Origin of the sequence: Quadrisphaera setariae (genome assembly GCF_008041935.1) — a bacterium.
Classification (GTDB): Bacteria; Actinomycetota; Actinomycetes; order Actinomycetales; family Quadrisphaeraceae; genus Quadrisphaera; species Quadrisphaera setariae.
The window spans coordinates 204,140-229,811 of record NZ_VKAC01000006.1; the positions used below are offsets into that span (position 1 = coordinate 204,140).

Annotated in this window: 25 protein-coding genes and 3 tRNA genes; 17 read left to right on the forward strand and 11 right to left on the reverse strand. The window is 74.8% G+C overall.

Features of this window, described 5'->3' with window-relative positions:
* Positions 1 to 23 precede the first annotated feature (23 nt).
* The 7 genes from FMM08_RS11555 to purM all read left to right on the forward strand — a co-directional run bounded on the left by FMM08_RS11555 (position 24) and on the right by purM (position 7,962).
* Positions 24 to 791, forward strand: a complete 768-nt coding sequence (locus tag FMM08_RS11555; protein ID WP_147926504.1) for a hypothetical protein — start codon at positions 24 to 26, stop codon at positions 789 to 791.
* A gap of 47 nt (positions 792 to 838) precedes the next feature.
* Positions 839 to 3,145, forward strand: a complete 2,307-nt coding sequence (gene purL / locus FMM08_RS11560; protein ID WP_222710682.1) for a phosphoribosylformylglycinamidine synthase subunit PurL — start codon at positions 839 to 841, stop codon at positions 3,143 to 3,145.
* 157 nt (positions 3,146 to 3,302) lie between these two features.
* Positions 3,303 to 4,235: a type IV toxin-antitoxin system AbiEi family antitoxin gene (locus tag FMM08_RS11565; protein ID WP_147926505.1), complete on the forward strand. Its 933-nt coding sequence runs from the start codon at positions 3,303 to 3,305 to the stop codon at positions 4,233 to 4,235.
* 128 nt (positions 4,236 to 4,363) lie between these two features.
* Positions 4,364 to 4,741, forward strand: coding sequence for a sterol carrier family protein (locus FMM08_RS11570; protein ID WP_147926506.1), 378 nt, complete (start codon positions 4,364 to 4,366; stop codon positions 4,739 to 4,741).
* Positions 4,738 to 5,100 (forward strand): hypothetical protein, encoded by a 363-nt coding sequence (locus FMM08_RS11575; RefSeq protein ID WP_147926507.1) that lies wholly within the window; start codon positions 4,738 to 4,740, stop codon positions 5,098 to 5,100. The genes FMM08_RS11570 and FMM08_RS11575 overlap by 4 nt, the downstream gene beginning before the upstream one ends.
* Positions 5,101 to 5,147: 47 nt before the next feature.
* Positions 5,148 to 6,734, forward strand: coding sequence for an amidophosphoribosyltransferase (purF, locus tag FMM08_RS11580; protein ID WP_147926508.1), 1,587 nt, complete (start codon positions 5,148 to 5,150; stop codon positions 6,732 to 6,734).
* Positions 6,735 to 6,801: 67 nt separating this feature from the next.
* Positions 6,802 to 7,962: a phosphoribosylformylglycinamidine cyclo-ligase gene (purM, locus tag FMM08_RS11585; protein ID WP_147926509.1), complete on the forward strand. Its 1,161-nt coding sequence runs from the start codon at positions 6,802 to 6,804 to the stop codon at positions 7,960 to 7,962.
* A 56-nt stretch (positions 7,963 to 8,018) separates the two neighbouring features.
* On the opposite strand, the gene FMM08_RS11590 is transcribed toward purM, so the two are convergent.
* Complete coding sequence (locus FMM08_RS11590; protein WP_147926510.1) at positions 8,019 to 8,222, reverse strand: DUF3073 domain-containing protein; 204 nt, start codon at positions 8,220 to 8,222, stop codon at positions 8,019 to 8,021.
* Between the two features lie 559 nt (positions 8,223 to 8,781).
* Here FMM08_RS11590 and FMM08_RS11595 point away from each other — a divergent pair.
* Entirely contained in the window at positions 8,782 to 8,994 is a 213-nt protein-coding gene (locus FMM08_RS11595) for a BldC family transcriptional regulator (RefSeq protein WP_255472333.1), read from the forward strand.
* 26 nt (positions 8,995 to 9,020) lie between these two features.
* Here FMM08_RS11595 and FMM08_RS11600 read toward each other — a convergent pair whose 3' ends face one another.
* From FMM08_RS11600 to FMM08_RS11620, 5 genes are all read right to left on the reverse strand, one after another.
* Positions 9,021 to 11,417, reverse strand: a complete 2,397-nt coding sequence (locus tag FMM08_RS11600; protein WP_147926512.1) for an ATP-binding cassette domain-containing protein — start codon at positions 11,415 to 11,417, stop codon at positions 9,021 to 9,023.
* A 48-nt stretch (positions 11,418 to 11,465) separates the two neighbouring features.
* Positions 11,466 to 12,125, reverse strand: a complete 660-nt coding sequence (locus FMM08_RS11605; protein ID WP_255472297.1) for a DedA family protein — start codon at positions 12,123 to 12,125, stop codon at positions 11,466 to 11,468.
* Positions 12,126 to 12,316: 191 nt separating this feature from the next.
* A tRNA-Phe gene (locus FMM08_RS11610) sits at positions 12,317 to 12,389 on the reverse strand.
* Between the two features lie 35 nt (positions 12,390 to 12,424).
* A tRNA-Asp gene (locus tag FMM08_RS11615) sits at positions 12,425 to 12,501 on the reverse strand.
* A 36-nt stretch (positions 12,502 to 12,537) separates the two neighbouring features.
* Positions 12,538 to 12,610: transfer RNA gene (locus tag FMM08_RS11620), tRNA-Glu, on the reverse strand.
* A gap of 142 nt (positions 12,611 to 12,752) precedes the next feature.
* On the opposite strand from FMM08_RS11620, the gene FMM08_RS11625 reads away from it, so the two are divergent.
* Positions 12,753 to 13,613: an aldo/keto reductase gene (locus FMM08_RS11625; protein WP_147926513.1), complete on the forward strand. Its 861-nt coding sequence runs from the start codon at positions 12,753 to 12,755 to the stop codon at positions 13,611 to 13,613.
* 57 nt (positions 13,614 to 13,670) lie between these two features.
* On the opposite strand, the gene FMM08_RS11630 is transcribed toward FMM08_RS11625, so the two are convergent.
* Positions 13,671 to 14,303 carry a TetR/AcrR family transcriptional regulator gene (locus FMM08_RS11630; protein ID WP_255472298.1) on the reverse strand — a complete coding sequence of 211 codons (633 nt, stop codon included), beginning with the start codon at positions 14,301 to 14,303 and terminating at the stop codon, positions 13,671 to 13,673.
* A 76-nt stretch (positions 14,304 to 14,379) separates the two neighbouring features.
* Between FMM08_RS11630 and FMM08_RS11635 the strand changes: the two genes are divergently transcribed.
* The 4 genes from FMM08_RS11635 (at position 14,380) to FMM08_RS11650 (ending at position 18,509) form a co-directional block, all read left to right on the forward strand.
* Positions 14,380 to 16,725, forward strand: a complete 2,346-nt coding sequence (locus FMM08_RS11635) for a glycoside hydrolase family 3 C-terminal domain-containing protein (protein ID WP_147926515.1) — start codon at positions 14,380 to 14,382, stop codon at positions 16,723 to 16,725.
* Between the two features lie 105 nt (positions 16,726 to 16,830).
* Entirely contained in the window at positions 16,831 to 17,406 is a 576-nt protein-coding gene (locus tag FMM08_RS11640) for an RNA polymerase sigma factor (protein WP_147926516.1), read from the forward strand.
* The gene (locus tag FMM08_RS11645) at positions 17,403 to 18,026 is read left to right on the forward strand and encodes a hypothetical protein (RefSeq protein ID WP_147926517.1); all 624 of its coding nucleotides are present in this window, start codon (positions 17,403 to 17,405) and stop codon (positions 18,024 to 18,026) included. The genes FMM08_RS11640 and FMM08_RS11645 overlap by 4 nt, the downstream gene beginning before the upstream one ends.
* Before the next feature lie 138 nt (positions 18,027 to 18,164).
* Positions 18,165 to 18,509, forward strand: coding sequence for a metallopeptidase family protein (locus FMM08_RS11650; RefSeq protein WP_139711222.1), 345 nt, complete (start codon positions 18,165 to 18,167; stop codon positions 18,507 to 18,509).
* 116 nt (positions 18,510 to 18,625) lie between these two features.
* On the opposite strand, the gene FMM08_RS11655 is transcribed toward FMM08_RS11650, so the two are convergent.
* Positions 18,626 to 19,705, reverse strand: a complete 1,080-nt coding sequence (locus tag FMM08_RS11655) for a DNA topoisomerase IB (RefSeq protein WP_222710683.1) — start codon at positions 19,703 to 19,705, stop codon at positions 18,626 to 18,628.
* A gap of 7 nt (positions 19,706 to 19,712) precedes the next feature.
* On the reverse strand, positions 19,713 to 20,060 hold the full coding sequence (locus FMM08_RS11660; protein WP_255472300.1) for a DUF3140 domain-containing protein: 348 nt from the start codon (positions 20,058 to 20,060) through the stop codon (positions 19,713 to 19,715).
* A gap of 108 nt (positions 20,061 to 20,168) precedes the next feature.
* Here FMM08_RS11660 and FMM08_RS11665 point away from each other — a divergent pair, with 108 nt between their 5' ends.
* Positions 20,169 to 20,624 carry a hypothetical protein gene (locus tag FMM08_RS11665; RefSeq protein ID WP_147926518.1) on the forward strand — a complete coding sequence of 152 codons (456 nt, stop codon included), beginning with the start codon at positions 20,169 to 20,171 and terminating at the stop codon, positions 20,622 to 20,624.
* 47 nt (positions 20,625 to 20,671) lie between these two features.
* Here the strand turns inward: FMM08_RS11665 and FMM08_RS11670 are convergent, their stop codons facing one another.
* Positions 20,672 to 21,232, reverse strand: coding sequence for an SRPBCC family protein (locus tag FMM08_RS11670; RefSeq protein ID WP_147926519.1), 561 nt, complete (start codon positions 21,230 to 21,232; stop codon positions 20,672 to 20,674).
* A 221-nt stretch (positions 21,233 to 21,453) separates the two neighbouring features.
* Between FMM08_RS11670 and FMM08_RS11675 the strand changes: the two genes are divergently transcribed.
* The 3 genes from FMM08_RS11675 to FMM08_RS11685 all read left to right on the forward strand — a co-directional run bounded on the left by FMM08_RS11675 (position 21,454) and on the right by FMM08_RS11685 (position 23,490).
* Positions 21,454 to 21,645 carry a hypothetical protein gene (locus tag FMM08_RS11675; protein WP_147926520.1) on the forward strand — a complete coding sequence of 64 codons (192 nt, stop codon included), beginning with the start codon at positions 21,454 to 21,456 and terminating at the stop codon, positions 21,643 to 21,645.
* Positions 21,646 to 21,710: 65 nt separating this feature from the next.
* Positions 21,711 to 22,106: a DUF6941 family protein gene (locus FMM08_RS11680; protein WP_147926521.1), complete on the forward strand. Its 396-nt coding sequence runs from the start codon at positions 21,711 to 21,713 to the stop codon at positions 22,104 to 22,106.
* A gap of 97 nt (positions 22,107 to 22,203) precedes the next feature.
* On the forward strand, positions 22,204 to 23,490 hold the full coding sequence (locus FMM08_RS11685) for a site-specific integrase (RefSeq protein WP_187279703.1): 1,287 nt from the start codon (positions 22,204 to 22,206) through the stop codon (positions 23,488 to 23,490).
* Here FMM08_RS11685 and FMM08_RS11690 read toward each other — a convergent pair.
* On the reverse strand, positions 23,424 to 25,631 hold the full coding sequence (locus FMM08_RS11690; protein WP_255472334.1) for a heavy metal translocating P-type ATPase: 2,208 nt from the start codon (positions 25,629 to 25,631) through the stop codon (positions 23,424 to 23,426). The two genes, FMM08_RS11685 and FMM08_RS11690, sit on opposite strands and share 67 nt — an antisense overlap.
* Positions 25,632 to 25,672 lie beyond the last annotated feature (41 nt).

Here is a 25,672-nt window from a genome sequence, read left to right on the forward strand (position 1 = left end):
CCGCCCGCCCGCGCAGGACGCGTGTGAGCGCCGTGCGTTCGCGAGCTGCTGGCCGTGCGTCTGCGCTCGTCGTCGTCCTCCTCGTGGCGCTGGGGACGAACGGGTGCGGTCGCGGTGAGGTCACCGCGAGCAGCTCCTCGGCCGGTGCACCGCAGGCGGCGGCCACGTCGTCGGGCGGTCCGCTGCTGATGACCGACGACCTCGACGAGCTGCTCCCGGGCCTCTCTGACGACGCCTCGCTGCGCCCCCGGTGGGAGGTGCGGGACGAGCTGTGGGAGCTCTCGCTCCTGCGCGCGAGGTGCGGTGCCGAACCGGCGCCGCCCTCCAGGTCCGATCCGGCTCCGGGTGCTTCCGAGCACATCGCCGGGCAGTGGTGGCAGGGCACCTCACCCCAGTACGCCACCCTCGACGTGCTGCGCTGGCCCCCCGGCGAGACCGGCGATCCCCAGAGCTGGCTCGACGACGAGCTCGAGGCCGAGTGGCCCTGCCGCGAAGCGCTCGTCCTGCCCCACCAGCCGGGGGTGGACGGTGGGCCGGAGCTGATGGCGGTCGTGCGCCGCTGGGAGCAGCCCACCACAGGTGGCACCCCGGGGAACGAGCCGCTTCCGCTGTGGCAGGTCGGCGTCTTCACCGTCGACGGCTCCACCGCGATCGCCGTCCGCGTGGGGGCGTGCAGCGCGCGGACGGCGCAGGAGGCCTGGGTCCGCGCGCAGCCCGGCGTCTCGGCGGTGGTGGCGCGCGCCGCGCAGCGGGCGCCTGAGCCAGCGGCCCCGCCGTCGTCGTCCTTCTGACCTGCGGTGTTCTGAGGTGTCCGCGCAGGTCACTACGCTCTGGGCACGTGAGCCTGCTCGACACCGTGGACCACGCCGCAGCGACGCCCGACCACGAGCTGCCCTACGGCGAGCTCGGGCTCAAGGACGACGAGTTCGAGCGGATCTGCACGATCCTCGGCCGCCGCCCCACCGCGTGCGAGCTGGCCATGTACTCGGTCATGTGGAGCGAGCACTGCTCCTACAAGTCCTCCAAGACGCACCTGCGCCAGTTCGGCGTCAAGACCACCGACGCGATGCGCGAGAAGCTGCTGGTCGGCATCGGCGAGAACGCGGGCGTGGTCGACATCGGCGACGGCTGGGCGGTCACCTTCAAGGTGGAGAGCCACAACCACCCCAGCTACGTCGAGCCCCACCAGGGCGCGGCCACCGGCGTCGGCGGCATCGTGCGCGACATCCTCGCCATGGGCGCCCGTCCGGTGGCCGTCATGGACTCGCTGCGCTTCGGTGCGCTCGACCACCCCGACACCGCCCGCGTGGTGCCCGGCGTCGTCGCCGGGGTCGGCGGCTACGGCAACTGCCTCGGCCTGCCGAACGTCGGCGGCGAGGTCATCTTCGACCCGGTCTACCAGGGCAACCCGCTGGTCAACGCGCTGTGCGTGGGCACCATGCGCCACGAGGACATCCACCTCGCCAACGCCACCGGCGAGGGCAACCTCGTGGTGCTCTTCGGCTCTCGCACCGGTGGCGACGGCATCGGCGGCGTGTCCGTGCTCGCGTCGGAGACCTTCGACGAGGGCGGCCCGTCCAAGCGCCCCGCCGTGCAGGTGGGCGACCCGTTCGCCGAGAAGCTGCTCATCGAGTGCTGCCTGGAGCTCTTCCACGCCGGCGTGGTCGCCGGCATCCAGGACCTCGGCGGCGCGGGGCTCTCGTGCGCCACCTCCGAGCTCGCCTCCGCCGGCGACGGCGGCATGGCCGTCCGCCTCGACGCGGTGCCCCTGCGCGACTCCTCGCTGCGCCCCGAGGAGGTGCTGATGAGCGAGTCGCAGGAGCGGATGATGGCCGTGGTCGAGCCGGAGCACCTCGACGCGTTCATGGCCATCACCTCCAAGTGGGAGGTCGAGGCCGTCGTCATCGGCGAGGTGACCGGCACCGGCCGCCTGCAGATCACCTGGAACGGCGAGACCGTGGTCGACGTGCCCCCGCGCACGGTCGCCCACGAGGGGCCCGTCTACGTGCGCCCCTGGGCCCGCCCCGCCGACATGGACGTGCTCCAGGCCGACCCGGCCGAGGCGCTGCCCCGCCCCACCACCGGTGACGAGCTGCGCGGGCAGGTGCTGCAGCTGGCCGGCTCCGCCAACCTCTGCAGCCGCGCGTGGATCACCGACCAGTACGACCGCTACGTCCTCGGCAACACCGCGATGGCCATGCCCGACGACGCCGGCGTGGTCCGCGTCGACGAGGAGAGCGGCCTCGGTGTGGCGGTCTCCCTCGACGCCAACGGCCGCTTCGCCCACCTCGACCCGCGGGTCGGCGCGCAGCTCGCGCTCGCGGAGTCCTACCGCAACGTCGCCACCGCAGGCGCGGTGCCGCTGGCCGTCACCGACTGCCTCAACTTCGGCTCCCCGGAGGACCCGGGCGTCATGTGGCAGTTCTCCGAGGCCGTCACGGGCCTGGCGGACGCCTGCGTGGAGCTCGGCGTGCCGGTGACCGGCGGCAACGTCAGCTTCTACAACCAGACCGGGACCGAGCCGATCCACCCGACCCCCGTCGTCGGCGTGCTCGGCGTCCTCGACGACGTCGCCCGCCGCACCCCGTCGGGATGGGCGCTGCCCGGCCAGCAGCTGTACCTGCTGGGCACCACCCGCGAGGAGCTCTCCGGATCGGAGTGGGCGTGGGAGGTGCACGGCCACCTCGGCGGCCTGCCCCCGGCCGTGGACCTCGAGCACGAGAAGGTGCTCGCGTCCGTGCTGGTCAACGCCTCCCGCGACGGCCTCGTCGACGCCGCGCACGACCTCTCCGAGGGCGGCCTCTCGCAGGCGCTCGTCGAGGGCTGCCTGCGCCGCGGCGTCGGTGCGCGGGTCTGGTTGGGCGAGCTGTGCGAGCGCGACGGCGTCGACGCCGCCACCGCGCTGTTCAGCGAGTCGGCCGGCCGCGTCGTCGTCGCCGTCCCCCGCGAGGAGGAGGTGCGCTTCACCGACATGTGCACCGCCCGCAGGATCGCCCACCTGCGCATCGGCGTGACCGACGGTGTCGAGGCCGACGGCGAGGAGGCGGTGCTCGACGTCGCCGCGGACGCGCCGCTGTTCTCGGTGCCGCTGTCCGAGCTGCGCGCCGTCCACACGCGGACCCTCCCCGAGGTCTTCGGCGCCTGACCCCCCTCCGTCCGTGATCATGGGAGTCACCACCACGAACCCCCGTGATCATGGAAGCTGCCAACAAGACCTGGTGTGATCATGGGCGCTGGTGTCGAACAGGTGTTCCTGTGGATGGCGCCAGCAGGGTCTGGTGCCGCGAGGCCACGCTGCGACGGTGCCATCGCGACTCCCACCTCGGGCTGACCTCCTCCCCGCCTTCGCCTACCCCCAGCTGAGGTCGCTCGGCCTCGACCACCGCTGGCTGGCGGCGGCGCTCCAGGCGGGCGAGGTGGTCGAGGTGGTGCGGGGCGCCTACGTCCCCTCGGCGCTCCTCGGTGAGCCCCTGGTCGTCGCGCAAGCGGCGGCGCTCGTGCTGCCACCTCACGTCGTCGCCTGTCGGGGCCTGGCCGCGCTGATCCACGGCGTCGACCCCCGAGGGCCTGCGCTCGACACCAGGCCCGTCGCCGTGCAGGGGCTGGTGCCCGCCAGCAACCGGACGCCGAAGTGGGCGGGTGCCTCCATCCACGAGGCGCCGCTCGCGGCGCACGACGTGGTGGAGGTCGGGGGTGTGCTGGTCACCAGCCCCGACCGGACCGCCCTCGACTGCGCACGGTTCCTGAGGCCGCCGATGGCGCTCGCCGTGCTCGACAGGGTGGGGCGGCTCGGCCTCGTGGACCGCGAGGTGCTGCTCGTGCGCATCGAGGAGTTCCGCGGCGACCGCTGGGCGGGGCAGGCCCGCTACCTCATCGTGCACATGGAGCCGGGCGCCGAGTCGTACGGGGAGTCGTGGTTCCGGCTGCGGCTGCTCGACGCCGGCTTCCCCCGGCCGCAGGTGCAGATGTGGGTGCCCGACGAGCGGCCCGGCGCGATGTGCCTGGACCTGGGGTGGGAGGAGGTGCGCAAGGCGGGCGAGTACGACGGCGCCGAGTTCCACGGCCCGGAGCGGCGAGCCGCCGACGACGCGCGCCGGCAGCACCTGGAGCGCGACCACGGGTGGCGCGTGCTGCCCGTGCGCAAGGACGCCGTGCTGGGCAGGTCGATGCGGCTCGAGGAGGAGTTCGGTGAGCTGCTCGGGGTCGCGCCGAAGATCCGCCGGCGGACGTGGTGATGCGGGGAGGCCCATGATCACGGCGGTCCCCGTTGGCAGAGTCCATGATCACGGCCGAGGGTGTTGGTGGAGTCCATGATCACGGAGGGGAGGGGCGCGGGGGGCGGGGGCGGTGAGACAGTGGGGGTGTGCCAGCCCGCCGACGCACCGATCCCGCGGCCGGCCGCGAGGCGCTGAGCCGCTGGCGGACCGACCCGACCTCCGCCGACCGCACGACGACCGCGACCGCCGTCCGCTCCACCCTCGAGGACCTCGCCGAGCGAGCGCCCGGGCACAGCGTGGAGGTGCGCGTGGCGCCGTACGGCGTGGTCCAGTGCGTCGAGGGCCCGCGCCACACGCGCGGCACCCCGCCCAACGTGGTGGAGACCGACGCCGCCACCTGGCTGTCGCTGGCCGTGGGGGACCTGCCGTGGACCGAGGCCGTGGAGAGCGGCCGGGTCCGCGCCAGCGGGTCGCGCGCCGACCTGTCCGCGCTGCTGCCCCTCGCCCCGGCGGGCGCCGCGTGAGCGCCCCCGACGAGCGGCCCGCGCAGGAGCCGCGGCAGCACCCCGAGCAGCTGGAGCGGCCGGAGCCGCCCCGCCGCGTGCTGGTGCGGCGCAGCCCGCGGTACGGCGTCTTCCTCGTGGGCGGCGCGGCGGTCGGGGCCGTGGTGGCCCTGGGGCTGACCTTCAGCGAGCCGGAGACCCAGTACGGCTACGCCTCGACCCTGGGCTACCTGGTGGTGGCCCTCGGGCTGCTCGGTGCGCTGGTCGGAGGGGTGGCGGCCGTGGTGGCGGGGGCCGTGCTCGAGCGCCAGCAGCGCCGCCAGGACGCCGCCGAGGCGGCGCGGCAGCAGGGGCGCCAGCAGGGCCGACAGCGGGACTGAGGCTCGCGGCGGCGCGAGGAGCGCTCGCGCTGTGGGAGCATGGGGCCGTGGCTCGCCCCGACGGTCGACTCAGCCACGACGTCCTCCCCGGCGAGAAGGGGCCGCAGGACGCCTGCGGCGTCTTCGGCGTCTGGGCCCCGGGAGAAGACGTCGCGCGGCTCACCTACTTCGGCCTCTACGCGCTGCAGCACCGCGGCCAGGAGAGCGCCGGCATCGCCACCAGCAGTGGCGAGCAGATCCTCGTCTACAAGGACATGGGGCTGGTGTCCCAGGTCTTCGACGAGGCCTCGCTGGAGGCGCTGAAGGGCTCCGTGGCCATCGGCCACACGCGCTACTCCACCACCGGCGCCAGCCGCTGGGAGAACGCGCAGCCGACCCTCGGCGCCACCGCCGCCGGCACCGTGGCCCTCGCGCACAACGGCAACCTCACCAACACCTCGCACCTGCGCCGCCTCGTGGCCGAGCGCGCCGAGGCCCGGGGCGAGCCGGAGGCCGGTGAGGTCGCCCGCGGCAACACCACCGACACCGCCCTCGTGACGGCGCTGCTGGCCGGAGACCCCGACCGCACCCTCGAGGCGACCGCCCTGAAGGTGCTGCCGCAGCTCAAGGGCGCCTTCTCGCTCGTGTTCATGGACGAGACCACGCTGTACGCCGCCCGCGACCCGCACGGGGTGCGCCCGCTGGTGCTGGGCCGCCTGGAGCGCGGCTGGGTGGTGGCCAGCGAGACCGCCGCCCTCGACATCGTGGGCGCCTCCTTCGTGCGGGAGGTGGAGCCGGGTGAGCTGGTGGCCGTCGACGCCGACGGCCTGCGCTTCTCCCGCTTCGCCGAGGCCACGCCCCGCGGCTGCGTCTTCGAGTACGTCTACCTCGCCCGCCCCGACACCTCCATCGCCGGTCGCGGCGTGCACGAGGCGCGCGTGGAGATGGGCCGGCGCCTGGCCGCCGAGCACCCCGTCGAGGCCGACCTCGTCATCCCCACCCCGGAGTCGGGCACGCCCGCCGCCATCGGGTACGCGCAGGCCTCCGGCATCCCCTACGGGCAGGGCCTGGTGAAGAACGCCTACGTCGGGCGCACGTTCATCCAGCCCAACCAGACCATCCGCCAGCTGGGCATCCGCCTCAAGCTGAACCCGCTGCGCGACGTCATCGCCGGCAAGCGGCTCGTGGTCATCGACGACTCGATCGTCCGCGGCAACACCCAGCGCGCCCTGGTGCGGATGCTCCGCGAGGCGGGTGCCGCCGAGGTCCACGTGCGCATCTCCTCCCCGCCCGTGCAGTGGCCGTGCTTCTACGGCATCGACTTCGCCACCCGCGCCGAGCTCATCGCCTCCGGCCTCGGCGTGGAGGAGGTCCGGCACAGCCTGGGCGCCGACAGCCTCGGGCACATCTCCCTCGACGGGATGGTCGCGGCCAGCGGCCAGCCGCGCGAGCGCCTCTGCACCGCCTGCTTCACCGGCAGCTACCCCGCCGGCGTCCCCGACGAGGGCCGACCGGTCGCCCGCGGAGCTGCGGCCGGACCTGCGCACGACGAACCCGCGCAGGGCGAGCCCGCCGCGCCCGGAGAGGGCGTTCCCCTCGGCGTCGCCATCGACCGCGGCGACCTCGGACGCGTGGAGCCCGCCGCTCAGCAGTGAGCGCCCCGAGCCCGCCGTCCCGCCGTCACGCCGCCCCCACGAGTCCGCCCTGGAGCCTGAGCACCCCATGAGCACCTCCACCCCGTCCGCCCCCTCCTCCCCGACGACGGCGGCGGCCACCTCGTCGACAGCTGCGCACGGCGCCTACGCCAAGGCCGGCGTGGACGTCGAGGCCGGCGACCGCGCCGTCGTCCTCATGAAGGAGGCGGTGGCGCGCACCCACGGGGCGCAGGTGCTCGGCGGCACGGGCGGCTTCGCCGGGCTGTTCGACGCCAGCGCGCTGCTCGGCTACCGCCGTCCGCTGCTCGCCACGAGCACCGACGGAGTGGGCACCAAGGTGGCCGTGGCGCAGGCCCTCGACGTGCACGACACCGTCGGCCAGGACCTCGTGGCGATGGTCGTGGACGACCTCGTGGTCTGCGGCGCCCGTCCACTGTTCATGACCGACTACATCGCCTGCGGTCGCGTGGTGCCCGAGCGCATCGCCGCCGTGGTCGGCGGCATCGCGAGGGCCTGCGAGGAGGTCGGCGCGGCGCTGGTGGGCGGCGAGACCGCCGAGCACCCCGGGCTCCTGGGCCCCGACGAGTACGACGTGGCGGGCGCAGCCACCGGCGTGGTCGACGCTGACGCGCTGCTGGGCCCGGACCGCGTGCTCTCCGGCGACGTCGTCGTGGCGATGGCCAGCTCGGGCCTGCACTCCAACGGCTACTCCCTCGTGCGCCGCCTGCTGGCCGACGCCGGGTGGGGCTACGAGCGGCACGTGGACGAGCTGGGCCGCACCGTGGGCGAGGAGCTCCTCGAGCCCACCGCGCTCTACACGAAGCCGTGCCTCGCCCTCGCCGACGCCCTCGGGGACCAGCTGCACGCGTTCTCCCACGTCACCGGGGGTGGCCTCGCGGCCAACCTGGCCCGGGTGCTCCCCGCCCACCTCGACGCGGAGGTCGACAGGTCGACGTGGATGCCGCAGCCGGTGTTCCGGGTGCTGGCCGGCCTCGGGGGTGTGAGCCGCGAGGACGCCGAGGTCACCTGGAACCAGGGCGTGGGCATGGTCGCAGTGCTGGACGCCGGTGCCGCCAGCAGCGCTCTGGAGGTGCTCCGGTCCAGCGGTGTCCACGCGTGGGTGGCCGGAGCCGTCTCACCCGCGGACACACGTGCGACCGCCACCGTCCGCGGCTCGAAGGGCGTGGACGGTGGCGGTGCGCGTCTGGTGGGCGACCACCCCGCGTGAGCGGAGGGGCCGGTTGCCGCGCTGGCGGTCTGACCTCGGGGGATCCGAGGAGGACCTCAGCGCGTGCGGGGAGCCCAGTCGTCGTACGGGTCGTACTCGTCACCGTCGTCCTTGTCGGACGACGGCTCGCGGTTCGCCCACACAGGCGGGGCGGCTCCCCCGAGCTCTCGCTGCAGAGCGGTCAGGTCGGTGTTCGGGGTGGAGTACTTCAGCTCCCGAGCGACCTTCGTCTGCTTGGCCTTCTGACGGCCGCGCCCCATGGCGTCGACCCCCTTATGCGTCGTGCCGGGGCAGGCCCGAAGGGCGGCCCCGGAGCTACCGGCTCTCGATGCTGGCCACGATACAGGTTCGAGGGGCCCAAGCCGCATCCGACGGGATCCGCGCGGCTCGCCGGACGCCCGGACGGCGCATCGCCGTCGCCCTGAGGCACCCGACCTGCCCCGCCTCGACGCCGCCAGCGCCACCTCCAGGACCGCTCCCACCTGCCCGGACGCCCCCTGGGCGCCGCCTGCGAGCGGGCCCGGCGGTTGCCGGGTGGTCGCCGGGTGGCCGGAGTGAGGGGTTCGAGCGGGTCTGGGCGGGTCAATCCGTGGTAGCCCTCACCCGCTCCGCGATGGTCCTAACGGGCTATGGCGGTACGGGTCGGACATGTCGGACGATCCTCCTACGCCGTCCGCGGTGCACCCTCTGCAGCGGTGCCGGTCGGCGACAGGAGACGCCATGACGACGATCCAGACCTCTTCCCCCGAGGGTCTCGCCACCGACGCCGCCGCGACCACCGCGCCCACCACGTCACCGGCGGCCCCCGCAGCGCAGGCGCTGCTCACGCCGTCCGAGGTCGCCGCGCTGTTCCGCGTGGACCCGAAGACCGTGACGCGCTGGGCCAAGGCCGGCAAGCTCACCTCGATCCGCACCCTCGGCGGGCACCGCCGCTACCGCTCCGCCGAGGTGATGGCGCTGCTGGAGCAGGTCGCCCCCGCGGAGTCCGCGGTGCCGGCCCCCCGGGCCTCCGGGGACGACGCCACCGCCTGAGCGGGCTCCGCGGCCGGCCGGGGCGCTCAGGCGCCCACGTAGTCGGCGAGGTGCCGCCCGGTCAGCGTCGACCGGGCGGCCACCAGGTCGGCGGGAGTGCCTTCGAAGACCACGCGCCCGCCGTCGTGCCCGGCGCCCGGTCCCAGGTCGATGACCCAGTCGGCGTGCGCCATGACCGCCTGGTGGTGCTCGATCACCACCACCGACCGGCCGGAGTCGACCAGCCTGTCGAGCAGGGCCAGCAGCTGGGCGACGTCGGCCAGGTGCAGGCCCGTCGTCGGCTCGTCCAGCACGTAGGTGCTGCCCTTCTCGCCCATGTGCACGGCCAGCTTCAGCCGCTGGCGCTCCCCGCCGGACAGCGTGGTCAGCGGCTGCCCCAGCGTCAGGTAGCCGAGGCCCACGTCCACCAGCCGCTCCAGCACCGCGGCCGCCGCCGGCACGCGGGAGGCTCCGGCGGAGAAGAAGGACAGCGCGTCGGTCACCGGCATCGACAGCACCTCGCCGATGTCGCGCCCACCGTCCTCGCGAGCCCCGCCGAGCGTGAGCTCGAGCACGGAGGCCTGGAACCGGCGGCCTTCGCACGCCTCGCACGGTGTCGACACCGTGCCCGACGTCGGCAGGTCGGTGAAGATCACCCCGGCGCCGCTGCAGGCCGGGCAGGCGCCCTCGGAGTTGGGGCTGAACAGAGCGGGCTTCACGCCGTTGGCCTTGGCGAACGCCTTGCGCACGGGCTCCAGCAGGCCCGTGTACGTGGCCGGGTTGGAGCGCCGCGAGCCGCGGATCGCGGCCTGGTCGACCGTCACCACGCCCTCCCGCGGTGACAGGGCGCCGTGCACGAGCGAGCTCTTGCCCGAGCCGGCCACGCCCGTCACCACGCACAGCACGCCGAGGGGGACGTCGACGTCGACGCCCTGCAGGTTGTGGGCGCTCGCGCCGCGGATCTCGACGACCCCCGTCGGCGTCCTCGTCGTCGTCTTGAGCGTGGCGCGGTCGTCGAGGTGGCGGCCCGTGAGGGTGTCGCTGGCCCGCAGCTGCTCCACCGTGCCCTCGAAGACCACCTGCCCGCCGGCGCTGCCGGCGCGCGGCCCCAGGTCGACCACGTGGTCGGCCACGGCGATCACCTCGGGCTTGTGCTCGACCACGAGCACGGTGTTGCCCTTGTCGCGCAGCTGCAGGAGCAGCTCGTTCATGCGGCCGATGTCGTGCGGGTGCAGCCCCACGGTCGGCTCGTCGAAGACGTACGTCACGTCGGTGAGCGCCGACCCGAGGTGGCGGATGAGCTTGACGCGCTGCGCCTCGCCGCCGGAGAGCGTGCCGGAGGACCTGTCGAGGCTGAGGTAGCCCAGCCCGATGCGCGTGAACGCGTCCAGCGTGTCCTGCAGGCCGTCCAGCAGCGGCGCCACGGTCCGCGAGCTGGGGGCGGCGCGCAGCTCGCGCACCCAGGCGGCGACGTCGCTGACCTGCATCGCGCACACGTCCGCGATGGACAGCCCCGCGACCTTCGGCGAGCGCGCGAGGTCGTTGAGGCGGGTGCCCCCGCAGTCCGGGCACGGCGTGAACGTCACCGCGCGCTCCACGAACGCGCGCACGTGCGGCTGCATGCCCTCGACGTCCTTGGACAGGAAGGACTTCTGGATGGAGGGGATGAGGCCGGTGAAGGTGAGGTTGATGCCCTCGACCTTCACCTTGGTGGGCTCGGAGTGCAGCAGCGCGTGCAGCTGCTCGGGGGTGAAGTCGCGGATCGGCGCGTCGGTGGGGAACAGGCCGGTGGCGCGGAAGATGCGGCCGTACCAGCCGTCCATCGTGTAGCCGGGGATGGTGACGGCGCCCTCGTCGATGGTCTTGTCGCGGTCGACCAGGGCGTCGAGGTCGAACCCGCTCACCGTGCCGCGGCCCTCGCAGCGCACGCACATGCCGCCGGTCACGGTGAAGCTCTTCCGCTGCACGCTCTTGCCGTCCGCCTTCTCGACGGTGACGGCGCCCTTGCCGCTGGCGGTGGCCGTGTTGAACGAGAACGCCTGCGGGGAGCCGATGTGCGGCGTGCCGAGCCTGCTGAAGAGGATGCGCAGCAGCGCGTTGACGTCCGTGGCGGTGCCCAGGGTGGAGCGCGGGTTGGTGCCCATGCGCTCCTGGTCGACGATGATCGCCGTCGTCAGCCCCTCCAGGACGTCGACGTCGGGCCGGGCCCGGCTGGGCATGAACCCCTGCAGGAAGGCGGGGTAGGTCTCGTTGATGAGCCGCTGGCTCTCCGCGGCGATGGTCGCGAACACCAGCGAGCTCTTGCCCGACCCCGACACGCCCGTGAACACCGTCAGGCGGCGCTTGGGCAGCTCGACCGTGACGTCGCGCAGGTTGTTCTCGCGGGCGCCCACCACCCGGATGAGGTCGTGGCTGTCGGCGCGTGCGTGAGCTGCGGCGGTCACGGGACCATCCTGCCGCCACCCCCCGACAGCCGGGAGGCGGCGGCGGTCCTACCGCTCGGACGGCCCCTGCGCCGGCCCCCCGGTCGGCCTCCGGCGGGTCTTCAGCAGCTCCAGTGCCACCGGCACCAGCGAGACCACCACGACGACGACGATCACCGGCAGCACGTAGCGCTCGATCCCCGGGATGCGCGTCCCCAGCAGGTACCCCAGCAGGGTCACCCCCAGTGACCACACCAGTCCGCCCACCACCTGCCAGGTGGCGAACAGGCCCGCGGGGACGCCCACCGCACCCGCCAGCGGGTTCATGAGCGTGCGGACCACCGGGATGAAGCGCGCCAGCACGATGGCCTTGCGGTGGCCGTACCGGTCCAGCACCCCCTGCGCCCTCACCACGCCCGCGTGCACGCGCGGCCTGTCGTTCCGGTGGAGGAGCGGCGGTCCGGCGCGGCGGCCGATGAGGTACCCCGTCTGCGCCCCCAGGAGCGCCCCCGCCGCGGCCGCGACCAGCGCTGACGTCAGCGGCAGGTGCGTGGCGCTGCTGACCGGCGTGGCGGCGAGGATGCCCGCGCTGAACAGGAGCGAGTCGCCCGGGAGGAAGAAGCCGACCAGGAGCCCGGTCTCGGCGAACAGGACGACGAACAGCCCCACCGCCCCGAAGGAGCCCAGCAGCTGCTGGGGGTCGAGCAGGCTGCCCACGTCGTCTCGCACGTCCTCTCGTCACGGCCGGCCGCAGTCGTCCGACGCCGGTCAGGGCTGGTCAGGCCCCTGGCGGGTGGACCGGCCGGATCACGCTCGCACCGATCGACGGGCGCCGCGCGCTGGGCGGACGAGGTCAGCGCCGGCGACGCAGAAGGCCCCGACCTGCGGCTCGCGCTGGTCAGGGCCTCGTGGTGCTGGTGTGGCCAGGAGCGGGGTCGAACCGCTGACCTTCCGATTTTCAGTCGGACGCTCTACCAACTGAGCTACCTGGCCGGGCAGTCCATCTCTGGAACCTGCTCGGGTCTTGCTGGCGACCCCGACGGGACTTGAACCCGCGACCTCCGCCGTGACAGGGCGGCGCGCTAACCAACTGCGCTACGGGGCCATCGGGGCTCGCGCCCCGGTGACACTGGTCTTGCTGTACCCCCAACGGGATTCGAACCCGTGCTGCCGCCGTGAAAGGGCGGTGTCCTAGGCCACTAGACGATGAGGGCGAGCCCTCTCGTCGAGCGTCCTAGGTCTCACACGGACGTTGACCGTCGAGGACGTGGATGAGCATAGCGGGTGTCTGGAGTGGGTACGGCACCCGGGTGAGCGCGCCGCCCCGGCGCGCCTTCCACCAGGAGGACTGCACCTGTGAAGACCCGCGCCATCGGCGACCGCACCGTCTCGGAGATCGGGCTCGGCGGCATGCCGATGTCCATCGAGGGCCGCCCGGACCGCGAGCGCTCGATCGCCACCATCCACGCCTCCCTCGAGGCGGGGGTGACCTTCATCGACACCGCTGACGCCTACCACCTGCACGCCGACGAGGTCGGCCACAACGAGGAGCTCATCGCCGAGGCCCTGCGCTCCTGGGGCGGGAACGCCGGCGGCGTGCTCGTGGCCACCAAGGGCGGGCACCTGCGCCCCGGGGACGGCTCGTGGACCCAGGACGGCCGCCCCGAGCACCTCAAGGAGGCCGCCAAGGCGTCGGCGAAGCGCCTGGGCGTGGAGGCGATCGGCCTCTACCAGTTCCACCGCCCCGACCCGTCCGTGCCCTACGCCGACTCGGTCGGTGCGCTCGTGGAGCTGCTCGACGAGGGCGTCATCCAGATGGCTGGCATCTCCAACGCCGACCCGGCGCAGATCAGGGAGGCGAACGACGTGCTGGGCGGTCGCCTGGTGAGCGTGCAGAACCAGTTCTCCCCGGCGTTCCGCTCGTCGCTGCCAGAGCTCGAGCTGTGCGCCGAGCTCGGCATCGCGTTCCTGCCGTGGAGCCCGCTGGGCGGCATCTCGAGCGCCGCGGAGCTGGGTGGCTCGCACGCGGCGTTCAAGGAGGTCGCCGACGAGCGCGGGGTGAGCCCGCAGCAGGTGGCGCTCTCGTGGGAGCTGTCCCTCGGCGACGTGGTCATCCCGATCCCGGGCTCCAGCCGCCCGGAGACGGCGCGCGCGTCAGCGGAGGCGTCCGAGCTGGTGCTCACCGCCGACGAGGTCAACCGCCTCTCCGCCGCCTGACCTCCGCTTCGTGATCACGGGCGTCCGCCACCGCGCGAGGGTGGCGGACGCCCGTGATCACGGTTGGAGGGGGTGGGTCAGGAGGGTGTCGAGGTGGGCCCGCAGGGCGGCGGGCATGTCGGTGGGGGTCGACCCGTCCCTGTCGAGCAGCCACTGGACCTGCAGGCCGTCCATCACGGCGACGACGACGGGGGCGTGCACCGCGGGGTCCACCCCGCCGCGGAGGTGGCCGTCCTCGGCGGCCTCCCGCAGCGACCTCTCGAGGTTCGCCCGGGTGACCACGTAGCGGTCCGCGAAGTACTGGTGGGCGGGGTGGTCGGGGGCCGTGGCCTCCGCCGACAGCACGCAGTACAGCTCCACCTCGCCGGGTTCGGCGGCGTTGGCGGCCACGATCTCCACCAGGGCCCGCAGCGCCTCGGTGCCCCGGGCGCGGACCACGCCGAAGCGCTCCTCGGAGACGGCGTCGCGCCGCTGCAGCACCGCCTCGAGCAGCGCCTCCTTGGTGGGGAAGTGGTGCAGCAGGCCCGGGTGGGAGATGCCGCAGCGCGCGGCGATCTCGCGCAACGAGGCCGAGCGGTAGCCGACCTCGCCGAAGAGCGCGCGGGCGGTGTCGAGGATCTCCTCGCGCCGCAGGCGACCCTTGGCGTAGCCGCGCGGGGGCTCCTGCCCGGCCGTGGGAGTGCTGGTCACGCCCGACATGGTGACAGGTGATCTCACCCGCTCTGGATGCTTACCGACCGGTCGGCTTTCCCGTACGCTGGTGGTCATGACCACCACCGCCGCTGGATCATCCGCCTCGTCGCACCCCGGCGCCGCCCTCGACCCGGACGCCGTGCTCGCCTCGCTCACCCTCGAGGAGAAGGCCTCCCTGCTCGACGGCTCCGACTTCTGGCACACCCAGGGCCTGCCCGAGCGCGGCGTGCCCGCGGTCATGGTCACCGACGGCCCCCACGGCCTGCGCAAGCAGCCGACCGACGGCGACCACCTGGGCCTGGGCGGCTCCGTGCCCGCCACCTGCTTCCCGCCCGCCGCGGGACTGGCCTCCTCCTGGGACGTCGACCTGCTGCAGCGCGTGGGCACCGCCCTGGGCGAGGAGTGCCGCGCCGAGGGCGTCGCCGTCCTCCTCGGGCCCGGCGTCAACATGAAGCGCACCCCGCTGTGCGGGCGGAACTTCGAGTACTTCTCCGAGGACCCCCTCCTCGCCGGCGACCTCGCCGCGGCCCTCGTGCGCGGAGTGCAGGGCCAGGGCGTCGGCACGTCGCTGAAGCACTTCGCCGCCAACAACCAGGAGACGCACCGCATGAGCGTCTCCGCCGAGGTGGACGAGCGGACGCTGCGCGAGGTCTACCTCACCGCCTTCGAGCGCGTGGTGCGCGACGCACAGCCGTGGACCGTCATGTGCTCCTACAACCGCATCAACGGCGTGTACGCCAGCCAGGACCCGTGGCTGCTCACGCAGGTGCTGCGCGACGAGTGGGGCTTCACCGGGCTCGTCGTCTCCGACTGGGGCGCCGTCGACGACCGCCCCACCGGCGTGGCCGCCGGGCTCGACCTGGAGATGCCCTCCTCATCGGGCGCCTCGACCGCGAAGGTGCTCGCCGCCGTGCGCGAGGGCCGCCTGTCCGAGGACGACGTCGACCGCGCCGCCCGCCGCGTGCTGGCGCTCGTGGCGAAGTCGCAGCCCGGCCTCGCCGACCCCCGCTCCTACGACGCCGCCGCCCACCACGCCCTCGCCCGCGAGGCCGCGCAGCGCAGCGCCGTGCTCCTCAAGAACGACCCCGTCCCCTCCCCGGCCGGGACGAGCGCCCGCCTGCTGCCGCTGGACGCGGCGGCGGCCGGCGTCGTCGCCGTCGTCGGGGAGATGGCCCGCACGCCGCGCTACCAGGGCGCCGGCAGCTCCCAGGTGGTGCCGACCCAGCTCGACGACGCGCTCACCGCGCTGCGCGGGGGCCTGGGGGGCGCCAGCGAGGTGCGGTTCGCCGCCGGGTACCCCCTCGAGGGGTCGGACAGCGCCGACGCCGCGTCCGACGCGCTCACCGGCGAGGCCGTCGAGGCGGCGCGCGGCGCCGACGTCGTCCTGGTGTTCCTGGGGCTGCCAGGCTCCTACGAGTCGGAGGGCTTCGACAGGGAGCACCTCGACCTGCCCGCCGAGCAGCTCTCCCTGCTCGAGGCCGTGCTCGCGGTGAACGAGCGCGTCGTCGTCGTCCTGTCCAACGGGTCCGCGGTGCGGCTGCACCCGTGGGCCGACCGCGTGCCGGCGCTGCTGGAGGGGTGGCTGCTGGGCCAGGCGGGGGGCTCTGCGGTGGCCGACCTGCTGCTGGGCGTCGTCAGCCCGAGCGGGAAGCTCGCCGAGACGCTGCCGCTGCACCTGGAGGACACCCCGGCGTTCACCGGCTTCCCCGGGGAGGGCGGCGTGGTCAGGTACGGCGAGGGCGTCTTCATCGGCTACCGCTGGTACGACACCCGCAGGGCGCCGGTGGCGTTCCCGTTCGGGCACGGCCTGACGTACACGACGTTCGGGTACGCCGACCTGTCGGTGGAGGTCACGGGCTCGGGCGCGGACGCCGGGCTGCGCGTCGCGCTGACGGTGACCAACACCGGTGACCGGGCGGCCGCCGAGGTCGTGCAGGTGTACGTGTCCGACCCCCAGGCCGAGGTGGCGCGACCGGACTCCGAGCTCAAGGCCTTCGCGCGCGTCGAGCTGGAGCCGGGACAGTCCCGGACGGTGTCGTTCGAGCTGGACGCCCGGGCCCTGTCGTACTGGAGCCCGGTGCAGCGTCGCTGGGTGGTGGAGGGCGGAGCGTTCGAGGTGCGCGTGGGATCCTCCTCGCGCGACGTGCGGCTGCGCGAGACCGTGCACGTGACCGGTGAGGACCTCACCCCGCCGGTGGCCGTCGAGGCCGAGATCAGCACCTGGCTGGAGCACCCCGTGGCAGGGCCCGCGCTGCGCGAGGTGCTGGCGCGCGAGGGCGGAGGCTTCCTCGGGATGCTCGAGGACCCGACGCACGGCGAGATGTTCCGCGCGATCCCGCTCGTGCGGATGTCGCGGTTCCCCGGCTTCCCCGCCAGTGAGGCGGAGCTGGCCGAGATCGCCGCGCGCGCCGGCGCCTGAGGTCGGCGCGCACAGCGTCCGTGATCACCGTGATCATGGACGCTGTGCGCACAGGCGGCGGAGAATGAGCCGCCGACGTGCCGGACATGGGCCAGGGTGAGCACCGTGGCCGACAGCGGGGTCGACGACGCGCAGCGCCGCGCCCGCTTCGAGGCGCTCGCGGGCGAGGTGCTCGAGCCGCTGCGGCGCTACCTCGCCCGGCGCGCCGGCGCTGCCGTGGCCGACGACGCCATCTCCGACGCGCTCCTCGTGCTCTGGCGGCGCCTCGACGACGTGCCCGCCCCTCCCGAGGCCCTGCCGTGGGCCTACGGAGTGGCCCGCGGGTGCCTGGCCAACGCCGAGCGCTCCGCCCGGCGCCAGCGGCTGCTGGCGGCGCGGGTCGCCGTCGTCGACCCACCACCGCAGGTGACGGCGCTCCACGGTGAGGAGGGCGACGACGCCGACCGCCGCGACCCGGGTGCGGTGCGCGTCGCGCTCGCGCAGCTGCGACCGGCGTCGGCAGAGGTGCTGCGGCTGTGGGCGTGGGAGGAGCTGGCGCCCGCCCAGATCGCCGTGGTGCTCGGCGTGACGCCCAACGCTGTGAGCATCCGGCTGCACCGCGCCAAGAAGGAGCTCGCCGAACAGCTCCGAAAGGACGGCAGCGGTGCCGGACAGGTGGGGGCAGGAGGCGAGACGCGGTGAACGACGACGAGCTGCGCGGCGCCGACCCCGCGGCCGACCTCCCGCCCGCCGACCCGGCCCGGGTCGCCGACCTGCTGGAGGCCGCCGTGAGCACCACCCGCCCCACCCCCGACGTGACCGCTGGGGCCTCCGAGGGGGGCGTGCGCGCTGCGGCGGCCAGCGCTCGCCGTCGTCCGTGGGTCAGGGCGCTGACGGTCGCGGCGGCAGCCGCCGTGGTGGCCGCTGCCGCCGTGCCGGTGGTGAGGTCTCTGGCCCCGGAGCCGGCGACGACCACGCTGACCCTGACGAACACCGACCCGCTGACGGCCTCGTGCCTGCCGGTCGCAGACATCCTCAGGGACTCCCGCACCCAGACCGCCTTCAGCGCCCGGGCCACCGCAGTGGTGGGCGAGCGGGTCAGCCTGGACGTCGAGCGCGTCTACCGCGGGGAGCCGGGTGACCGGGTGGTCATCGATGCCCCGCCCGCAGACGCGCGAGCCGCCGCGACGATCGGTGGGTTCCCGTTCGAGGTGGGATCGGACTACCTGGTCACCGCCTCGGATGGCGTGGTCGCCGTGTGCGGGGCCTCGGGCCCGGCCACGCCGGAGCTCCAGGCGGAGTACGACCGCGCCTTCGGCTGATCCTGGCGTCCCGCCGAGCATGCAGAACTCGGCTGGGAGCGCCTCCAGGGGCGTTCTTGAGCACTTCTGCATGCTCGTCGGGACAGCGCGAGGAACCGCGGCGAGCACCCGTGCGAGGGTGGGCGGGTGCCCGTGGAGATGAGCGAGGAGGAGTTCGAGGACGCCGTCGCCGACGGCCTCGACGCCCTGCCGGAGGAGCTCACGCGCATGATGAGCAACGTCGTGGTGCTCGTCGAGGACGAGCCGCCCGAGGGCGAGGACGAGATCCTCGGCCTCTACGAGGGCATCCCGCTCACCGAGCGCGACTCCGGCTGGGACGCCGGCGCGCTGCCGGACCGGATCCTCGTCTTCCGCGGGCCGACGCTGCGCGCGTGCGAGACGCGCGAGGAGGTGGTCGACGAGGTGGCCGTCACCGTGGTGCACGAGGTCGGGCACCACTTCGGCATCAGCGACGAGCGCCTCCACGAGCTCGGCTGGGCCTGACGCCGCCCTGCGCCGCCCGGTGGGCAGGTCTGCGCCAGTTCCCCATTTGGCACGGGGCGCCCCCGTGCCAGTCCTACTGGCACGGGGGCGCCCCGTGCCAAAAGGGGAGGGGTGGATCAGCGGCGCTTCGCGCGGCGGGCGGCCTGACCGGGGTTGCGCAGCAGGTCGAGCACGGCCCGCTCCACCGCGCCGTGCGTGCCGGGCTCGCCGAACGCCGCGCCCTCGCCGAGGTCGGTGAGCGCGGGCTCGATGGTGGTCCCGTCCTCGAACAGGTCGACCACCCGAGGGTCGACGTAGGAGGCCCGCGCCACCGCCGGGGTGTTGCCCAGGTACTCCGACACCTCCCGCACCGCCCGCGCCACGGCCCGCTTGCGCGCCGTCGGCGACTCCGCGGCGTGGGTGGAGACGGCCAGGGCCACCGCCGCCAGCACGGTGGCGTGCCAGGTGCGGAAGTCCTTCGCGGAGACGTCCTCCCCGCCGAAGGCTGCCTTGACGTACTCGTTGATGTCGGAGCTGGTGACGTCGTGCCAGCCCGCGGAGTCCTTCCAGGCCAGCAGGTCGTCACCGCCGCCCCGGCGGCGCTTCATCACCCCGACCGCCTGCTGGACCTCCCCGTCCACCAGCCGCAGCGTGCGCCGCTTGCCGTGCTTGGCGGTGTAGTCGAAGACCACGGCGCCCCCGGACAGGCGCACGTGCTGCTTCTCGATGGTCGCCAGCCCGTACGACTGGCCGCTCTCCACGTACCCCTCGCCGCCGATCCTGAAGAACCCCAGGTCCAGCAGTCGGAACGCGCAGCCCAGCGCCCGCTCGCGGGGCATCCCGGAGCGCGCCAAGTCCTCCGCTGCCCGCGATCGGGCCGCCGGCAGCCGCTCGGCCACCTGCAGCACCCGCTCGAACTTGGCGCGGTCGCGCTGGAGGCGCCACTGCGGGTGGTAGAGGTACTGGCGCCGGCCGGCCTCGTCCGTGCCGACCGCCTGGATGTGGCCCTCGGCCTGCGGGCAGATCCACACCTCCTTCCACGCCGGGGGGATGACGAGCGCCTTGCAGCGCTCGCCGTCCGCGGTGGACAGGCGGCCGCCCGCGGCGTCGAGGTAGGTGAAGCCCTTCCCGGAGCGCCGCCGCGTCCACCCGGGGGCGCGCGGCGAGACGGTGAGGAGCTCCAGCTCCTCCAAGGGGAGGTCGACGGCGGCACTCACACCGCGCTCACTTCTTCAGGGGGTCGTGGCCCCAGTTCATGAGGGAGTAGCGCCAGCGGCTGTGCTCGACGTCGTCGTCCGGGCCGCCCTGCGCCAGGTGCCGCTCCACGTACCCGACCACCTTGCGCATGTGGGCGACGTCGTCGTCGGTGAGGTCGTCCTTCTTCGTGCGCAGCAGCTCGACGATGCGGCGGCCCGACGCGTGCCCGGTGGACTCCCCGGAGCCACCCGACTTCTGCCCGACCTCCTGGGACTCGTCGCTGGCGAGCCAGTCCTCCAGCTCCTTCGCCGTCATGGTGACCGCGTCCTGCCAGTCGTCCCAGACCTCGTCGAGCCCCTCAGCGCGCTTCGTCACCCGCCGATGGTCCGTCGGGCCCCGCCCGTCCGCACCCGGGAGCGCCCCGCCGCCCCGCTCGGCCCAGCGCCCGCCCGCCGGGGTGGGCGGGGCGGCATGCTGTGACCCGTGCTGGTCACCAACCACGTCCTGGCGGGAGCCGTGCTCGGGGCCGGTCCGCTCGCGGAGCGGCCCGTGCAGGCCTTCGCCACGGGGGTGGTGTCGCACTTCGTGCTGGACCAGGTGCCGCACTGGGGTGACGACCGGCGCTGGATGTTCCTCGTCACCGCCGTCTGCGACGGGCTGGCGGGCCTGACCGCCATCGGGCTGGTGGCGCGCGCCAGCCGCCGCCAGCGGCCCGCGGTGCTGCTGTCCACCCTGGCGGGCATGGCCGGCGGGGCGTTCCCCGACCTCGACAAGCCGAGCGAGCTGTTCTTCGGCCGCTCGCCGTTCCCGGCGCGCTGGGACGCCTTCCACGCGCGCATCCAGCGCGAGAGCCCGCGGCGCATGCCGCAGGAGGTGGTGGTCGCGGCGGGGCTGGGCGCCCTGGTGGCGCTGCTGCTGCGCGGCTCCCGACGCGACTGAGCGCCGCCCTCCCCGGTCGGGACGACGGCGCTCAGCAGGTGGGGCGGTCAGTGGCCGTGCGACACCTCGGCCGCGGCGGCCGCGCGCTCGGGGCTGCCGGGCTGGGTCGACTCCAGGAGGCGCTGCATGTGCGCCAGCGAGCGCGAGACCTGCGACCGCAGCGACGGACCGCCCACGAGGGGCAGGTGCGCCGCGGCGTGCTCGGCGGTGCTGCGAGCGCCGCCGGACTCCGGAGCGACGCGCAGGGTCAGCTCGGTGTGGTGGGCGCCGGGGAGGGCGTGGACCTCGGCCTCGAAGTGGCCGGTGCCCTCGACGTCCCACTCGAGGCGGTCCATGACGGCGCCCTCGCGGCCGCCGGTGAGACCGGGCAGGCCGCCGTGGTCGTGCAGGTGCTGGGCGACCTCGCCGGCGGGCCGCGCGATGGAGACGGTCTGCACCACGGTCCACTCCGGACCGGCCTCACCGACCCGACCGATCGGCGTGGTGGGGCGCTCCGCGCTGGTCCCGGTGCCCGAGGAGCGGCGGGAGCGCAGGAGCAGCCACGCGGAGACGCCGGCCAGGCCGGCGAACAGCACGAGGGGGAGGGAGGTGCGCCGATCGGTGTCCACGGCCCGATGATGGCGCGGCGGGAGGTCGGGGGCCACTGCGCGTGATCAGCACCGTCCGGTCGGCCCGCGCCCGGACGGTCCGCGCCCGCTCGGCCCAGCACCGGCTCAAGGCCGGGGCCCTCCCGACCGACCGACCGCCGGCCACCCGTCAGCCCGTCAGCCCGTCAGCCCGTAGCCGTGATCCAGGTGCTGCCCCCTCGCAGCGGTGGCACGTTCGTGGCATGAGCGAGCAGAGCGCGGACCAGCAGCCCGACCCCGACGCGGACCCGGCCAACCTCCCGTCGCCGCCGGACACCTCGGGCACCCCGCCGAAGGACGTCTCCGACACCGCCTCCGTCCAGGACGACCCGGAAGACCGTGACGACCCCGACGCCGACCCGGACAACCTCGGCTCCTCCCGCCGGCACGTCTGACCAGCGCCCCCGGGCGGCGGCCCGGTGCGGGCCGCGCCGAGGGCGCTGACCGGCAGGATGGGCCGGTGGCCGACCTCGACTACGCCCTCCTCGCCGACTACGCCCGCGTCGACGCCGACGGCACGCTGACGGCCGTCGGCGCCCACCGCGCCGTCATCGCCGTCCCGCAGCTGCCCGCCCAGCAGGTGCTCGCCGCCGCGGGACGGCTGTGGATGGGCCGCCGCGAGCCCGCGGCGTGGCTCGAGCTCTCGGCCCGCACGCCGGAGGGCGACGTGGGCACCATCTCGGCCTGGGAGGTCCAGCCCGGCCTGGAGCAGGGGGAGGCGCAGGGCCGGGTGTCGGCCTGCTTCGCCGTGGCCGTGGTGGCCCCGCTCAGCAGCACCGGTCCTCATGCGCTCGTGCTGTCGGTCAACGACGTGGTGGTGGCCGAGCTGCCGTTCGGCGTCGTCGTCGAGGTCTGACCCGAGGTCGGGCAGGAGGTCGGCGCGACCCGCGCCCACAACCCCGCTTGCGGGAAAACCCGCACGTCGGCCGGAGCCGCGGTCTAGCGTCACCGACGTGGGACGACCCGCCCTGGCGACAGGGGCTGCAGGCCTGGTGAGCACGCACGTCGAGACCCTCGACCCGCTCACCGGGCGGTGGGTGCGCGCCGCGAGCGCGAACGGCATGGGGCGCAGCCGGTGGGTCGCCCGGTGCCGCGTGCCCGGCGCCGACGGCGAGCACCGCCAGGTGCGCGCCACCGGCGCGACGCGACGCGAGGCCGAGGCGGCCCTGGCCGACAACCTGGCCCGCCGGGCCCGTGCGGAGGCCGCTGCGGCCGCCGCTGCGGACGACCGCGTGACCACCGTCGCCGACACCGCGGCCACCTGGCTGGCGGTGCTGGAGGCGACCGGGGCGCGTCCGGGCACCCGCGACCTGTACCGCCGCTCCGTGGTGGCGCACCTGGTGCCCCGCCTGGGCATGCTCAAGGTGAGGCACCTGTCGGCGTCGGTGGCCGAGCGCTGGCTGGCCGAGGTGGCGGACAGGTCCGGCCCCGCGGCGGTCCGCACGGCCCGCAACTGCCTGCGCGGCGTGGTGGACGTGGCGCTGGCCAAGGGCGTGCTCGACTCCGACCCCCTGCACGGCGTGCAGCTGCCCGTGACGGCGGCGCCGGCCGCCGCACCGGTCCTGACGGTGGCGGAGGCCGCGCACCTGCTCGTGGTCGCCGCTGCCGACGCTGACGCGGTGCGCCACGGCCTGGCCGACCTGGTGGCGGTGCTGCTCGGCACGGGCGCCCGCCTCGGTGAGGCGCTGGCGCTGCGCTGGGCCGACGTCGACGTCACCCCGGGAGCGGCCCGCGTGCGCGTCGCCGCGCGCCTGGACCGGGCCTCGGGGCGCTCCACGGAGGTGCGCCGCACCGCGGACGAGCGCCTCGTGCCCATCACCGACTCCCTCGCGGCGCTGCTGCGGGCGCGCCGCCAGCGGCCCAGCGCCGACGTCGGCGAGGCGGCGCTGGTCTTCCCGACCTCCCGCGGCACCGCGGCGGACCCCGCTGCCACCACCCGCCGCCTGCGCGCCCTCTTCGACGCCGCCGGCCTGCCCGACGTCACCTCCCACGCGCTGCGCGCCACCCGCGCCCAGCGCCTGCTCGACGCCGGTGCGGAGCCCGCCGAGGTGGCCCGCCTGCTGGGGACCTCCCGGCTGCGCGCCGGGGAGGTCCACACCACCGGTGCGGTGCCCGCGGTGGCGCCGGCCGCGCTGATCCCGCGCCAGCGCCACACCGAGGCGCCGGCGCAGGCTCAGGACGCCGAGGTGGACCTCACCTCGTCGGCTGGCTTCGCGGACGCGGGCGCGTCCAGCCGGTAGCGCACGAGCCGCGCCGAGTTCACCGCCACGAACACCGACGAGGCGTTGTGCGCGACGGCGGCCAGCACCGGTGACAGCGCGCCCGCCGCGCCGAGCGCCAGCCCCACGCCGTTGACGGCGATCGAGGCGCCGTAGTTCTGGCGGATGAGGCGCAGCGTGCGGTCACCGAGGTCGCGCAGGTGCAGCAGCCGGCGCAGGTCGTCGCCGACCAGCGCGACGTCGGCGGTCTCCACCGCGACGTCGGTGCCGGACAGGCCCATGGCGATCCCGAGGTCGGCCAGGGCCAGCGCGGGGGCGTCGTTGGTGCCGTCCCCGACGACGGCGACGACGTGCCCGGCCGCCTGGAGCTCGCGCACGACGTCCTGCTTCTCGTCGGGCATGACCTGGGAGCGGAACTCGGTGATCCCCAGCTCCGCCGCCACGGCGGCGGCGGTGGCGGGATGGTCTCCGGTGAGCATGACGATGCGCCGCACGCCGGAGGCGCGCAGGGTGTCGAGCACCTCGCGGGCCTCGGGGCGCACCTGGTCGCGCAGGCTCACCAGGCCGGTGAGGACGCCGTCGACGGCGAGCAGCAGCGGCGTCTCGGCCTGCGCCTGGAGCCGGTCCACCCAGTCCCGCGCGCGCTCGTCCACCTCGACGCCCTCGCGGTCCATGAGCCCGGGGCTGCCGACCAGCAGCACGCGGCCGTTCGCCATGACGCGCATGCCGAGCCCGAGGATCGCCTCGCACTCCTCGTGCGTGGGGATGACGAGGTGGCGCTCCTCGGTGGAGCGGATGACGGCCTGGGCCAGCGGGTGCTTGGAGTGCACCTCGGAGTTGGCGGCCTCGGTGAGCACCTGCTCCGGCGTCCAGTCCTTGCGGAACGAGAGCACGTTGGTGACCACAGGGCGGCCCTGCGTCAGGGTGCCCGTCTTGTCGAAGACGAAGGCGTCGACGCGGCCGGCGGCCTCCAGGTGGGAGCCGCCCTTCATGAGGATGCCGCGGCGCGCGCCGTTGCCGATCGCGGCGCTGATGGCGGTCGGGGTGGCGAGCCCGACCGCGCAGGGGCAGGCGATGAGCAGCATGGTCATGGCGCGGCGCACGTCGCGGGTGACCACGAGCACGCCGAGCGCCAGCGCGAAGGAGGCGGGCACGAAGCGGCGGCTGAACGCGTCGCCGACGGTCTGCACGGGGGCGCGGTCGGCCTGGGCGTTCTCGACCCGGGCGATGATGCGGCCCACGGCCGTGTCGGAGCCCGTGGCGGTGGCGCGCACCACGAGGCGCCCGCGCAGCACCACGCTGCCGGCGAGCACGGGGTCGCCCACCGCGCGCTGCACCGGGAGGTTCTCACCGGTCAGGGCGGCCTGGTCGACCACGGCCTCGCCCTCGACCACCTCGCCGTCCACAGCGAGGGTCGACTGGTCGTGGGCGACGACGAGGTCGCCGACGCGCAGCTCCTCGAGGGGCACCTTCACCTCGACGGTGCTGCGCAGCACCTCCCCCTTCACCACCTCCGTGACCTCGCGCTGCACCCACGCCTCGGTCTGGGCGCCGGTGAGGAGGTCGGCGATGGCGCGGCGGGTGCGCCGCAGCGTGAGGTCCTGCAGGTACTCGCCGATGTTGAGCAGCCACAGCACGGTGAGGGCCACGACGTTCTCGCGCAGCAGCAGGCTCGCGATGGTGGCGGCGGTGACGAGGACGTCGGTGCCGAGGCCCTTGCCGGAGCCGATGGACCGCAGCGCGCCCCGCAGGAAGGGGTAGCCGGAGAAGATCGTCACGCCGGTGGCGATCGTGCGGGAGGTCGGGCCGAGCAGCGGCGGCCTGCCGAAGGCGTACCGGCGCAGGCCGAGCAGCGCCAGGGCCGCCCCGCCCACGATGATCCGCGCGACCTCGCCGTTGCCGACGTCGGCCGAGCGCGGCGTGCGCGAGGCGACGGTCCCCGCGTCGACCCGGGCGGCCGAGGCGACAGCGGCGCGCAGCGCCTCCAGGGCGGTCCGGTCGCGGTCGCAGTGGACGACGACGGCGCCGGTCACGGGGTGGGCGCGCACGAGGTGCACGCCGTCGAGGTCGTCGAGGGCGTCCTCGGCGGCGACCGCGCGGGCCGGGTGGCCGCGCAGCCAGTCCGCCTGGAGGCGCACGCGCCCACCGGCGTCGGCGACCACCCTGACGGCGGCGACCCCGGCACCGCCGGGACCTCCGGCGA

Bases quoted from the DNA above. Each gene is read 5' to 3' on its own strand.
- purM (WP_147926509.1), top strand. From the start codon at position 6,802: ATGAGCACCTCCACCCCGTCCGCCCCCTCCTCCCCGACGACGGCGGCG.
- FMM08_RS11590 (WP_147926510.1), bottom strand. From the start codon at position 8,222: ATGGGGCGCGGCCGTCAGAAGGCCAAGCAGACGAAGGTCGCTCGGGAG.
- FMM08_RS11635 (WP_147926515.1), top strand. From the start codon at position 14,380: ATGACCACCACCGCCGCTGGATCATCCGCCTCGTCGCACCCCGGCGCC.
- FMM08_RS11650 (WP_139711222.1), top strand. From the start codon at position 18,165: ATGAGCGAGGAGGAGTTCGAGGACGCCGTCGCCGACGGCCTCGACGCC.
- FMM08_RS11675 (WP_147926520.1), top strand. From the start codon at position 21,454: ATGAGCGAGCAGAGCGCGGACCAGCAGCCCGACCCCGACGCGGACCCG.